Origin of the sequence: Flavobacterium circumlabens (assembly GCF_004345565.1) — a bacterium.
Taxonomy (GTDB): Bacteria; Bacteroidota; Bacteroidia; order Flavobacteriales; family Flavobacteriaceae; genus Flavobacterium; species Flavobacterium circumlabens.
This window is the reverse complement of sequence record NZ_SLWA01000003.1, coordinates 128,158-141,771: the sequence shown is the minus strand read 5'-3', so window position 1 is coordinate 141,771 and position 13,614 is coordinate 128,158. Positions and strand designations below refer to the sequence as shown.

12 protein-coding genes and 1 other RNA gene are annotated in these 13,614 nt (G+C 37.0%); 12 read left to right on the top strand and 1 reads right to left on the bottom strand.

Features of this window, described 5'->3' with window-relative positions:
- The first annotated feature begins 377 nt into the window (after positions 1-377).
- Positions 378-1,763 (top strand): class II fumarate hydratase, encoded by a 1,386-nt coding sequence (fumC, locus tag EV142_RS08935; protein ID WP_132034650.1) that lies wholly within the window; start codon positions 378-380, stop codon positions 1,761-1,763.
- A 102-nt stretch (positions 1,764-1,865) separates the two neighbouring features.
- Here fumC and EV142_RS08930 read toward each other — a convergent pair whose 3' ends face one another.
- The gene (locus EV142_RS08930) at positions 1,866-3,068 is read right to left on the bottom strand and encodes an NAD(P)-dependent oxidoreductase (protein ID WP_132034648.1); all 1,203 of its coding nucleotides are present in this window, start codon (positions 3,066-3,068) and stop codon (positions 1,866-1,868) included.
- Positions 3,069-3,308: 240 nt separating this feature from the next.
- Between EV142_RS08930 and EV142_RS08925 the strand changes: the two genes are divergently transcribed.
- The 11 genes from EV142_RS08925 to EV142_RS08875 all read left to right on the top strand — a co-directional run bounded on the left by EV142_RS08925 (position 3,309) and on the right by EV142_RS08875 (position 13,603).
- Positions 3,309-4,511 carry a serine hydrolase domain-containing protein gene (locus tag EV142_RS08925; protein ID WP_132035539.1) on the top strand — a complete coding sequence of 401 codons (1,203 nt, stop codon included), beginning with the start codon at positions 3,309-3,311 and terminating at the stop codon, positions 4,509-4,511.
- A gap of 67 nt (positions 4,512-4,578) precedes the next feature.
- Positions 4,579-4,974: a transfer-messenger RNA gene (ssrA, locus tag EV142_RS08920) on the top strand.
- A 364-nt stretch (positions 4,975-5,338) separates the two neighbouring features.
- Positions 5,339-6,604, top strand: a complete 1,266-nt coding sequence (locus tag EV142_RS08915; protein ID WP_132034646.1) for a putative DNA modification/repair radical SAM protein — start codon at positions 5,339-5,341, stop codon at positions 6,602-6,604.
- A complete protein-coding gene (locus tag EV142_RS08910; RefSeq protein ID WP_132034644.1) occupies positions 6,601-7,377 on the top strand; it encodes a TIGR03915 family putative DNA repair protein in 777 nt (258 codons plus the stop codon). The genes EV142_RS08915 and EV142_RS08910 overlap by 4 nt, the downstream gene beginning before the upstream one ends.
- 154 nt (positions 7,378-7,531) lie before the next feature.
- Complete coding sequence (locus EV142_RS08905) at positions 7,532-7,705, top strand: hypothetical protein (RefSeq protein WP_238698682.1); 174 nt, start codon at positions 7,532-7,534, stop codon at positions 7,703-7,705.
- Between the two features lie 122 nt (positions 7,706-7,827).
- The gene (locus tag EV142_RS08900; protein ID WP_132034640.1) at positions 7,828-8,307 is read left to right on the top strand and encodes a hypothetical protein; all 480 of its coding nucleotides are present in this window, start codon (positions 7,828-7,830) and stop codon (positions 8,305-8,307) included.
- Between the two features lie 184 nt (positions 8,308-8,491).
- On the top strand, positions 8,492-10,234 hold the full coding sequence (locus EV142_RS08895; RefSeq protein WP_132034638.1) for an ABC transporter ATP-binding protein: 1,743 nt from the start codon (positions 8,492-8,494) through the stop codon (positions 10,232-10,234).
- Between the two features lie 158 nt (positions 10,235-10,392).
- Complete coding sequence (locus tag EV142_RS08890; RefSeq protein ID WP_132034636.1) at positions 10,393-10,848, top strand: DUF1810 domain-containing protein; 456 nt, start codon at positions 10,393-10,395, stop codon at positions 10,846-10,848.
- A gap of 97 nt (positions 10,849-10,945) precedes the next feature.
- Positions 10,946-11,824 (top strand): helix-turn-helix domain-containing protein, encoded by an 879-nt coding sequence (locus EV142_RS08885; RefSeq protein ID WP_132034634.1) that lies wholly within the window; start codon positions 10,946-10,948, stop codon positions 11,822-11,824.
- Between the two features lie 108 nt (positions 11,825-11,932).
- Complete coding sequence (locus EV142_RS08880; protein WP_132034632.1) at positions 11,933-12,514, top strand: sugar O-acetyltransferase; 582 nt, start codon at positions 11,933-11,935, stop codon at positions 12,512-12,514.
- 18 nt (positions 12,515-12,532) lie between these two features.
- Positions 12,533-13,603 (top strand): alpha/beta hydrolase, encoded by a 1,071-nt coding sequence (locus EV142_RS08875; protein ID WP_371311636.1) that lies wholly within the window; start codon positions 12,533-12,535, stop codon positions 13,601-13,603.
- The last annotated feature ends 11 nt before the right edge of the window (positions 13,604-13,614 follow it).

Here is a 13,614-nt window from a genome sequence, read left to right as displayed (position 1 = left end):
TTCTTTGCTCTCATTTCTTTGAACATTTCCCAGCTTGCTCCCGTAACCCAATAAGATACGAAACCAACTAAGAAGAACATTAACCAAAAACCTATAGTTAGTATGGTTAAGAAAAGTAAAAAACCTAAGTACTGTGAAAATTCAAACATGTTTTCCGGAATTTTTGAATGTAAGCACAAATGTAGGTTTTATATCTTTCCTTGCCAATAAAAACCAAATCAATTTTCATAAAATAACAATAATCCGTATATTTAAACTCATTTTAAATAAGGGCTTTTTAAAAAAGTTTACAGTCGCAGTTTACAGTCACAGTCGCAGTTCACATTTTACAAATAATATTTTACAGCTTACAATTCACAATTACACAAAACAAACAAATGAAATACAGAATAGAAAAAGACACCATGGGAGAAGTTCAGGTCCCGGCCGATAAATATTGGGGTGCGCAGACAGAACGTTCGAGAAACAATTTCAAAATCGGACCATCGGCATCTATGCCAAAAGAAATCATAGAAGGCTTTGCTTATTTAAAAAAAGCTGCTGCATATGCGAATTATGATTTAGGCGTTTTACCACTTGAAAAAAGAGATGCTATTGCAGCGGTGTGTAACGAAATCCTGGCAGGAAAATTAGACGATCAGTTTCCATTGGTGATTTGGCAGACCGGTTCGGGTACGCAAAGCAATATGAACGTAAATGAAGTAATTGCCAACCGAGCACAAGTTCTTAAAGGTTTTCAGATTGGTGAAGGCGAACAATTTATAAAAGCAAATGACGATGTCAATAAATCGCAATCCTCCAATGATACTTTCCCAACCGGGATGCATATCGCTGCTTATAAAATGATTGTAGAAACTACCATTCCCGGTGTCGAAAAATTAAGAGATACACTGCATGCAAAAGCAGTAGCCTATAAAGATGTTGTAAAAATTGGACGCACCCACCTTATGGACGCTACGCCGCTTACTTTAGGTCAGGAAATTTCAGGTTATGCTGCCCAATTAACATTCGGATTAAAAGCATTGAAAAATACTTTAGCACATTTATCTGAAATTGCACTGGGCGGAACCGCAGTTGGAACAGGACTTAACACTCCGGAAGGTTATGACGTAAAAGTGGCCGAATACATTGCCAAATTTACCAATCATCCTTTTATAACGGCTGAAAATAAATTTGAAGCTTTAGCAGCCCATGATGCTATTGTTGAAACACACGGAGCATTAAAACAACTCGCTGTTTCTTTAAATAAAATTGCAAATGACATTAGAATGCTGGCTTCAGGCCCCCGCTCGGGAATTGGAGAAATTCATATTCCTGAAAACGAGCCCGGATCGTCCATAATGCCCGGAAAAGTAAATCCGACACAATGTGAAGCTTTGACAATGGTTTGTGCACAAGTTATCGGAAACGATATGGCTATTGCTATCGGTGGCATGCAGGGACATTATGAATTGAATGTTTTCAAACCGCTCATGGCGGCCAATTTTCTTCAATCAGCTCATTTATTGGGTGATGCCTGTATTTCATTTGACGAACACTGCGCACAGGGAATTGAGCCCAACCATAAACGTATTAAAGAATTAGTAGACAATTCCCTAATGCTGGTTACCGCTCTGAACACCAAAATCGGATATTATAAAGCAGCCGAGATCGCTCAGACCGCACACAAAAACGGAACAACCCTAAAAGAAGAAGCCGTTCGCCTGGGCTATGTTACACCCGAAGATTTTAATGCCTGGGTAAAACCGGAAGAAATGGTGTAAAAAAAGTCTTCAGTCTCAGTTTGCAGTCTCAGTTTACAGTCTAAGAGGGTATGTAAAAGTATACCATTCCAATAACTGAAAACTGAGACTGAGACTGCAAACTTATTTCCCGTCTACATAATCCTGTAAATAACTAAATCTTGGAGTCAGTTTTCCATTCTCTGTTATTTTGGCTCTTTGCAGAATTCCATCTTTATCTCCATTAAAGAAAGCAGGGATTACGTGTTCCATAAATTGTTCCCCGAAACCTTCACTGGCATCTTTTGGAATTTCACACGGAAGATTATCAACCGCCATTACGACAACTGCACCCGGGTGAAAAACATCTACTTCTTTATCTTCGGCAGGCCAGTATCCGTAGATTGGTTCTGCAATTGTGGAAGAACGTAAGGTACAGGCAATTGGCCCTTTGACATCACAGGAAATATCCGCTACCACTTTTATCTTACAATCACTTGCATTCAACATTTCTCTTGTCAAAATTACCGGTGCTTCACTTGCATAAAAATGACCCGTGAAATAAACGTCGGTTACTTTTGTGAATTTTTCAAAATCAGAAACATAAGCTTCCGGATGCGTTACAAAATCATTAAAATCAAGAACCTGTCCGTCAATTCGTTTGTTGTATTCTAAAACATCCAACTGAACGTATACCGGTTGGGTGTAGTTTTTAGTTAAATAATTTTCAACCGCAATTTCTTTTATTTTTATAGCATCCAGAATTTCTTTGGCTCCGCTCCCAACTTTACCAGTTCCGGTAATCACAAATTTTAAAGGAGGTAACGTAATGCGTTTCAAATGCATAATCAGGGCCTCTTTTCCGGCAAGAGTTTCTGCTTTTGGCAATTTAAACAATTCGAATTTTAATCCAAAAGCACGAATTCCGTTGTAAACACCAACCATTCCGGCATATTTTCCAAACCCAATCAGCCTTCGGTTATTACTGTCCACAATAGTTTCGTGATCGTATAAATCGATATTTTTTTCCAAAATAGCCAATAATAGCTTTCTGTTATAAGGTTGTTTCTTTATAGTATGAGAAAAAAAGAAATACGATTTATTTGGAATTAAATTTTCTACAGGAACTTCTTTCACTCCGAATAAAACATCACAACCAGAAACATCATCTGTAATAGTTATCCCTAAACTTTGGTATTGAACATCAGAAAATATTCTAATATCTGAGCTTTCAACTTCAACTGTAGCCTCATGATAAAGCTGTTTCAGTTTTGCAAGTTCACTTGGTGCAAACACAACACGTCTGTCTGGTGGGTTTTTTCTTTCTTTTATAATACCAAATTTCATTTATATCGGATTAGAGTAAATATTAATATAACTTTTCAGGCTTAATTTGTTTCAAATATAACAAAATAAGTTAAATTTTTGTTGTAATTCTTTAATTTCAAACAGATTCATAATGCTAAAAGCTGATGCACAATCGACTACAAAAAAAAGAAGTTAAAAAAAAGTTAAAAACTATATTCTGCAGATTAATAAAGGGCAAATCAAAAGTATTGAATTCTATATATTTGTTTTTAAAGAATGATGAAAATGAGCTTCCTTAAAAAAACAAATATACCACAAATACTTTTTCTAATCTTAGTTTTAGGATCCTGCGGAAAAGATAAAAAAAACACAGAAAAAGAGATTACAGCGGTCGAGGATACTTTGCCTAAGATGAAACCTTTAGGACCGGAAAAAAAAATAAGTCAGGCTTATATCAATTCGGTTGCAGGAAGAATAAATCACTTTTACACTAAAAACTGGAAGAACAATAGTATGAACGGCGGTTTTTTGGTAGCAAAAAATGGTCAGATTATTTTTGAACGATATAATGGTTACGCAGACCGAAATGAAGGTACAACCATCAATGCAGATACACCTATTCATATTGCATCGGTAAGTAAAGTTTTGACAGCGACTGCAGTTTTAAAACTGGTGAATGCCGGAAAACTGGATTTAGACCAAAAAGTAAACACCATCTTAAAAACCTTTCCTTATCCGGAATGTACGGTTCGAATGTTATTGAGCCACCGCAGCGGAATGAGAAATTACGCTTATTTCACCGACAGGGATAAATCGGTTTGGGACAGACACAATCAACTGACCAATAAAGATATTTTGGAGCTCCTGGCTACTAAAAATATTGGATTGGAAGCCACAACGGGAACCCGTTTTGCATATTGCAACACCAATTATGCCATGCTGGCGCTTATTATTGAAAAAATAACGGGACTGTCGTATAAAGAGGCAATGACCGAAATGATTTTCAAACCTCTGGGAATGAAGCATACTTTTGTTTTTGACTGGGAAAAAGACCGGAAAACAATCGTTCCGTCTTATAAAGGAAACAATGTCGAAATCGGACTGGATTATATGGATGCTGTTTATGGTGATAAAAATATTTTCTCCACTCCACGCGATTTATTAAAATTTGACCGTGCCAGAAATTCACCCGATTTTTTAAAGCCTGACTTATTAAAACAAGTTTATACCGGTTACAGCAACGAACGTAAAGGCACCAAAAATTATGGTTTGGGAATCAGAATGATCAATTGGGAGACCGGACAGAATTTTTACTTCCATAACGGCTGGTGGCATGGTTATACGTCATCTTATATTCCGTTACAGAAAGAAAACATCACTATTATAGCTTTATCGAATAAATTTACGCGAAACACTTATGCAGTCCGTAAACTGGCTCCTGTTTTCGGAGATTACCCGTTTAATTTTAAGGACGAAGAATAAAGATATTTTTCTGAAAAATTTATTACGAAACTAACTTCAAATAGTATAAATTTGCAAACTCATTTTTGGGGTCGACTGGTTTTGACAGCAAGTCGAATTGAAAAGTAAGCACGTCGAGCATTGAGACCTTGCTCGTAAATATAAGATCTTACAATTTCACACGGCGAAAATAACTACGCTTTAGCTGCATAATCTGAATTACAGTAAGATTAGCCACGTCCCTATCAGATAGGGAAGCTGGATTCTCCTTGAAAGCCTTGGTTTGTGGCGGTCAGTATAGGGGAACCGTAAAAATAGACCTAGATTTCCATGAGCTTCGGGTGGATTTCGAAATTAAGAAGATAAGTGTTGAGTGGTTGTTCCTGACCTAGCTTAACATCGAAAATCCAATCAGGAAATAAACGTGTAGAAAGCTCTTTAGTTGCTTGTTTGGACCCGGGTTCGATTCCCGGCGACTCCACTTAATAAAATCGCAATTATCAAAACATCTGATAATTGCGATTTTTTATTTTAATCCTTCACCAATCTTCACCCTGTTATTTTTATAACTTCTTTTTTCCTCAGGCATTTTTTCAGTCAGAAAAGACGTTTACGATTTTGTTACGATTTATAACACTCTATTCATTCTGCATTGTTACAATTTGAACTAATTTTGATAAACGTAAAATATAAAAACCACGATTTATAGCTACGATTGAAAGCGTCTGCCTGTTTCAAAGTGAACAGGGGATTTCCAAAAACAAAAGAGTAATCCTAAAAAGATCATTTTATTGGATGAAGATTCATCGCTTTCTTTTATAAAGGTTATAATTATAAAAGAAATCAAAATGGTACACGAAAGAGTAATGGAAAAGCTGGCTATTTTGTCTGATGCGGCAAAATACGATGTTTCTTGTTCGTCGGGTCAGAGTAATCGAAAAAATAAAGACAAAGGACTTGGGAATTCCAGCGGTTCCGGAATTTGCCATTCCTATACCGAAGACGGGCGCTGTGTCGCTTTACTGAAAATTTTACTGACCAATCATTGTATTTTTGACTGTGCGTATTGTGTCAGCAGAAAAAGCAATGATGTAAAACGAGCCGCATTTACGGTACAGGAAGTCGTGGATCTTACGATTGGTTTTTACAGGAGAAATTATATTGAAGGTTTATTTCTCAGTTCCGGTATTTTTGACAATCCTGATTTTACTATGGAGCGTTTGGTCAGAATTGCTAAGAAATTGAGATTAGAACATAATTTTAATGGCTACATACATCTAAAAGCGATTCCAGGAGCAAGTGACGAATTATTGAAAGAAGCCGGAATGTACGCCGACCGCTTAAGTGTAAATGTAGAAATGCCAACCGAACAAAGCCTGAAATTACTGGCACCGGAGAAAAATCACATTGATGTGATCAAACCCATGCACTATCTTAAAAATCAAATTGCCGGCCATAAAGAAGAGCGAAAATCAAACTATAAAGCCCCTGTATTTGCTCCCGCCGGCCAAAGTACCCAAATGGTAATTGGGGCAACAAAAGAAAGCGACCTTGAAATTTTAGGAATGGCAGACTATTTTTATCAACAAATGAACATGCGGCGGGTGTACTATTCCGGATATGTCCCTATAAGTTATGACAACCGCCTTCCTTCTATTGGAACTCCGGTTCCTATTATACGTGAAAACCGTTTGTATCAGGCCGATTGGCTGATCCGCTATTATGGTTTTAATGTAAATGAAATCGTCGGATTTGACCAGCCTAATCTGGACCTTGACATCGATCCCAAACTTGGATGGGCGCTGCGCAACCTGAATCAGTTTCCTGTTGACATTAATGTCGCGGATCTTGAACTCATCAAACGCATTCCCGGAATAGGCTTTTTAAGTGCCCGGAAAATTGTAGCTGCCAGAAAATTTAAAAAACTTACTGCTCCGGACTTACAGAAAATGGGGATTGCCTATAGCCGGGCCCAGTATTTTCTGGCTTTTGCATCACCCTTTCAACTGCAGAAAGATTTTACCGCTATCCAGATTAAGGACCATATTTTAGATTCCCAAAAAAGTAAATACAAAAACGATTTCTCCAATCAACTTTCTCTATTTGGCGCATGACGCAGGTAATTTATGACGGTACTTTTGAAGGATGGCTCACTGCTGTCTTTGAAATTTATGAGTTCAAACTAAAGGATATTGTTTTTACAAAACAAGAACCGACAACAGCTTTCCTTTTTGCTGCCACTTATTTTGTGGTAACAGATCCGGAAAAAGCAAAACGTGTTGCTGACGGATTAAAAAACCGGCTTTCAAAAGAAGGATTTAAAAGAATCTACGGCACTTTTTTATCAGAAACAGAGCAGGCAGAGGATCTTATGTTTCGGTTTGCCAGCTATGTATTTTCCACTACAAAAAACATAGAAGAAGACTTATCGAATAATGAGGTTTGGGATATCAGAAAAGCGGCCCGGATAACAAGAAGAGAAAGCCACCGAATGAAAGCTTTTGTTCGTTTTAAACTAACCAAAGATCAGCTGTATTATGCCATTATTGAACCCGAATGTGATGTACTTCCTGTTATCGAGAATCATTTTGTGAGTCGTTATGCAGATCAGCGCTGGCTTATTTACGATGCAAAACGAAAATATGGAATTTATTACGATCTCGAAAAGGTCTCGACAGTAGAATTACAATTTAGCAACGATTTGAATTCTACTAAATTCCTGGCTGAAATTTGTGACCAGGAAGAAGCGTTTTTTCAAAATTTGTGGGTGCAGTATTTTACTCATGTCAATATTGAATCCAGAAAAAACACACGCCTTCATCTTCAGCACATGCCAAAACGATATTGGAAAAACCTGACAGAGAAAGTGGCAAACCTTAAAAAATAATTATAATTAGGATGTGAGGGTTACGTTTTAAATTTAAAAAATCTAAAAGTGATAATTATTCGTACATATAATTGGATTATTCCCAAAACATATTGGTAATTAAGCAGAAAGTGTTATTAAAAAATTAACTTTGAAGAAAAACATGAAAACTACAATGATTAAAATTTTAATGCTGTCGGCTATTTTTTCTTTTGCAAGCTGCAGCGTAAGTTCCGGCAGCCATTCCCATAACTCTAGCGGAAAAGTAAAAAGTGTACCGCCGGGTCAGGCCAAAAAAATGAATGGTGATAAAAGTGCAAAAAAATACGCTCCGGGACAAAACAAATAGCCTACAGACTACTTCATTTTACGCAGTCCTTTTATACAAAATCAATTTTTAGCTGTTTCGTTTTTAACTTCGGCTCAGTTTTTGTTTTTAACCTAATTATTAATCTAATAAAAATTACGATCATGAAATCTTTAAAACATTTATTGACGATACTATCTTTTTTTGCATTGAGTTTTTCATATGCTCAGGTCTCTGTTAATGTAAACATTGGAACACCTCCTTCATGGGGTCCTTCAGGATACAATGATGTGCGTTACTACTATCTTCCTGACCTTGAAACCTACTATGATGTAAATACTTCAAATTACATTTATGTAAGTAATGGAAAATGGATTCAATCAAGATCCTTACCTAGAGCGTATCGTAATTATGACCTTTACAACGAATATAAAGTAGTACTTACCGATTACAGAGGAAACAGACCTTATGATAATTATAAAGTTCATAAAGTAAAATACGGTAAAGGTTACAAAGGAGGCCCACAAAAAACAATTGGGCAAAAACCCGGTAAAGGAAACAATAAACATTCCCATGATGACCATGATAACGGTCATGGAAATGATAAAGGTCATGGAAATGGTCATGGCAAAGGAAAACACTAAAACAAAACAATACTATACGGACTGCAATGCAGTCTAATTCACAAAAGACCTGTAAACGATATGTTTACAGGTCTTTTGTTATTACAAAGTTTTCTTCACTTAAATACCTTTTAAATCTAAGATAAGAATGCTAACTTAGTAAAAATCAATTCTGGTCCTTAGAATCTATTTAAAAAATAGCTTAATGAAAATACTCTGGAAATATTTAAAACCACATCGCAATCTTGTTTTTCTTTCTTTATTACTCGCCGGAATAGCGCAACTTCTTACTTTGGTTGATCCTGTAATATTTGGAAAAATTATAGATCAGTATGCTACAAACAAAAACAACCTTCCTGAAAATGAACTGATTTCGGGCATAGTATACTGGCTGGGAATAGCACTGGGAATATCGGTATTTGCAAGACTCAGCAAAGCAGCGCAGGACTATATTACAAGAAAAGCCGTTGCCGGATTTGGAATGTCTATTTTTAATGATGGACTGAAACAAACCTTAAGGCTTTCCTATCAGGAATTTGAAGAAAGCAGGAGCGGTACTACCCTATCGGTACTCCAAAAAGTAAAAACAGATTCCGAACGATTTATCAATTCCTTTATCAATGTAATGTATTCGTCGCTTATTGGGGTTGGTTTTCTTATTTGGTACAGCATCAACAAAAACTGGCTGCTGGTTCCTGTATTTTTTATTGGAGTTGTTTTACTGGGATCGCTAACCGGACTGGTTTCGAAAAGAATAAAAGGGATACAGAAATCCATCAACAGACAAACGGATAAACAGGCCGGAGTCATTACCGAAAGTCTGCGAAATATAGAACTCGTAAAAAGCCTTGGCCTTACTTTTGCCGAAATTAAAAGAATGAATCAGCAGACTTTACGGATCTACAATCTGGAAATGCAAAAGGCAAAAAAAGTGAGCGTTCTTTCTTTTCTTCAGGGCAATATGCTTAATCTGCTCAAACAATCGATCCTGTTTATTTTATTATGGCTTATTTTCAGGAAAGTATTGACGACAGGCGAACTGATTGCGATGCAATTTATATCGACTGCTATTTTTACTCCTTTACAGGATTTGGGAAATATGATCATCTTATACAGAGAAGCAGATGCTTCTTTAAAAACTTTTGACCGATTAATGAACAGACCCATTGAAAAGCGACCTGAAAATTCTGTTGAAGTTGATCAATTGGAATCTCTTGAATTTAAAAACGTAATCTTTAAACACAAAACTGCCGGCTACAATGCTATTGATGATATTTCCTTTAAAATCAGTCTGGGAAATACAATTGCCTTTGTAGGCCCATCCGGTTCGGGAAAATCTACTTTGGTAAAATTGCTGGTCGGACTTTATATTCCCGTAGAAGGAGCTATTTATTTTAATGAAATTAACTCCGATCAGATCCGTTACAACCCTTTGCGAAGACAAATTGGTTTTGTTACGCAGGATACACAGCTGTATGCCGGATCTATTAAAGACAATCTGCTGTTTGTAAATCCCGCTGCAACAGATGAGGAAATCGATGAAGCATTGCGAAAAGCATCTGCAACTGCACTGATTGCAAAAGCCTCACATGGTTTACACACAATATTGGGAGAAAGCGGAATGAAACTTTCGGGTGGTGAAAAACAACGTCTTTCGATTGCCAGAGCCTTGTTGCGAAAACCACAACTGCTCATATTTGATGAAGCAACATCTGCCCTGGATTCTCTTACCGAAGAACAGATTACTGCTACTATCAGGGAAATTTCACTAAGCAGAAAGCGTATGACCATATTAATTGCACACCGACTTTCCACCATCATGCATGCGGACACTATTTATGTTTTAGAAAAAGGAAAAATTTCTGAAACAGGAACCCATGGCGAACTTCTGGAGAAAAAAGGACTTTATTACTCGATGTGGCGCCAACAAGTCGGTGAGAGAAGATAACAATACATTGATATGTTGGAAGATACGACAGGTTCAAATTATATAACAAAGCCCCATAATTGTATAAATTAAAAATTAGGTTCGTCTGTATTTTTGAGCTGTCTTTTAAGAGATAAAAACAGTATCACCAACAACCTTTATCATAAATACATTCGACCATGGCTTACGCAAATAATGATTTAACCCGCTTTTTAGATGCTCAGAACAAAATGTATCTTACTGCCTTTTCGGAAATTAAAAAAGGAAAAAAAGAATCACACTGGATGTGGTTCATCTTTCCTCAGATAAAAGGATTGGGTAAAAGCAGCATAGCCGATTATTATGCCATTGCAGATCTAAAAGAAGCCAAAGCCTATCTTCAGCATCCTATTTTAGAAAAGCACCTTGTAGAAATCTCACAACTATTATTACAATACAAAAGGAAATCTGCCGAAGCTATTCTGGGAGAATTAGATGCCCGAAAATTGCGTTCATCCCTGACACTATTTTCTCAGGTTGAAAATGCAAATCCTATCTTTAAAGAGCTTCTGGACACTTTTTTTGCTGGCCATTTAGATCCGTTGACTTTGTCTATTGCTCATGCCACGATGCCGGTTCTTGAAAAAGTAGCGTAGTTTAAAAGTGAAATATGAAATGAAAATTTAGGAACAAGCCCCATAATTTCATAAAACACCAATCGTATAGAAAGTTTGTTTTTCTTAACTTTGCAGAATGGAAAACAAAAATGAAAGGGCAGTTTCCGAATTTAATAGCGGACTCAAACTAAAAGGTTTTAATGTATTTCAAATAGAAGACGATACTACCGCCACAAGGGTTTACAGCAGAAAAGATTTTTATAAAATCTGCCTGACAACCGGTAAAAGCATTATACACTACGCAGACAGAAGTTATAAAACCGATGGTACTGTTTTATTTTTCGGTAATCCAAATATCCCTTATTCATGGGAAACACTCTCAACGAGTTACGTAGGCTACACTTGTCTTTTTTCGGAGGATTTTTTAAAACCATCTGACCGTTCTGACAGTTTACAACAGTCTCCTCTTTTCAGGATCGGAGGAACTCCGGTATTAAATATATCCGAAAAACAACGTGGTTTTCTGAATACCATTTTTCTGAAAATGATTGAGGAACAGCAAACTGATTATCCTTACAAGGACGACCTCATTCGCAATTATATTAACCTGATCATTCACGAGGCCTTAAAACTTCAACCTTCAGAAATCTCTAATCAGAAAGACAATGCTGCTTTACGACTGACAACAGTTTTTCTGGAACTTTTAGAGAGACAATTCCCTGTTGAGAGTACAGACCGTCAGCTTCAGCTTAAAACAGCACAGGATTACGCTAATAATCTAAATGTTCATGCTAATTATTTAAACCGTGCCGTAAAGAAAATTACAGGTAAATCTACAACCACACATATAAGCGAACGCATAGCCAGCGAAGCAAAAGCACTCTTGCAGCATACCGATTGGAATATAGCAGACATTGCCTATGCCCTTGGATTTGAATATCCCTCTTACTTCAATAACTTCTTCAAAAAAATAACCAGTACCAATCCCACGAGTTTCAGAATACAAAAGGTTTGAAATTCTTAAGCATTGGTTTGAATAGTATTAACTCTTTACTTACTTCCTTACATAATTTTGCCTCTGATAACTGAAGCGATTTACTACGCTTCGTAAATACAGGAAATTATGGAAGATAATACCGAAAATATTTTTAGCCGGGACAGATCTGGTCAAACCATCCGGCTGGATGATCCGGACTACCCAAGACTTTTTGAGGTAATCAAAAAAGCCCTACGCGTTACAGCAAAACTGAACACGCTCGTAACTGATGATTTGCAGGAAATTAATACCGTTTTCAGCGAGCTCATTGGAAAAAAAGTAGACCCCACATTTTTTCTCATCCCTCCTTTCCACTCCGACTTTGGAGAAAATATAAGTATCGGAAAAAATGTTTTTATCAATCATGCCTGCACTTTTATGGACAGAGGCGGCATTACGATAGAAGATGATGTGCTTATAGGACCAAAAGTAAATCTTATTACCACCAATCATCCGGTGTCTCCGGCTGCCAGAAGAGCCACTATTTCAAATCCGATCCACATTAGGAAAGGAGCCTGGATCGGTGTCGGGGCGACTATTTTACCGGGAGTTACTGTCGGAGAAAATGCAATAGTCGCAGCCGGCGCAGTTGTTTCTAAAAATGTACCTGAAAATACAATTGTTGGTGGTATTCCTGCAAAAATAATCCGATCGATTGATGCCTTTTAAATCATTAAAACAGAAAAAATGACAAAACAAATGCGAATGATAACAATGACTATCCTTTCAATTATAGGAATCTCCGAAACAATTACGGGGCAGCATACAAAATCTGTAAAAACGGAAAAAATGAATAATACAGAACAAACAGATCATTATACCTTTGAATTAAGTGATAAAGTAACACGCCAAAAAGTAACGTTTAAAAATCGTTACGGAATTTCTCTTTCGGCAGATTTATACGTTCCTAAGAATAGTAAAAACCAACCCTTAGCCGCGATTGCCATCAGCGGTCCGTTTGGCGCGGTAAAAGAACAATCTTCAGGATTATATGCACAAACAATGGCAGAACGTGGTTTTGTAACCCTTGCTTTTGATCCGTCTTATACAGGTGAAAGTGGCGGTGAACCCCGCAATGTGGCTTCACCGGACATTAATTCAGAAGATTTTAGTGCTGCAATAGATTTTTTGGGATTGCAAAATGCAATTGACAAAAACCGTATCGGAATTATTGGTATTTGTGGATTTGGCGGAATGGGACTAAATGCTGCTGCAGTGGACAAACGCATCAAAGCTGTTGCTACAACCAGCATGTATGACATGTCACGGGTAATGGCAAAAGGTATAAATGATAATATGACTGTAGAACACCGCACAGAACTGCTGGAAAAAATGAGTCAGCAGCGTTGGATAGATGCGAAAAACGGGACACCTGAAGCCGGTTCCCGTATTTTACCGGAAAAACTAACAGGAAATGAAGATCCGGTAACTTTAGAATTTTTTGAATATTATCGAACACCACGCGGATTTCACAAAAACTCACCGAATTCAAACGGTTCATGGACAGCTACAAGCGCCTTTTCTTTTATGAATATGCCCTTACTGGCTTACATTAAAGAAATAGCACCTCGTCCTATTTTATTAATAGCGGGAGAAAAAGCCCATTCCCGTTATTTTTCTGAAGATATCTATAAATCAGCAGCGGAGCCAAAAGAACTCCTTATTATTCCCAATGCAAATCACGTAGATTTATACGATAAAACAGCTGTTATTCCCTTCGATACTTTAGTTTCTTTTTTTACGAAAAACCTGAAGTAAATTGAAATTCA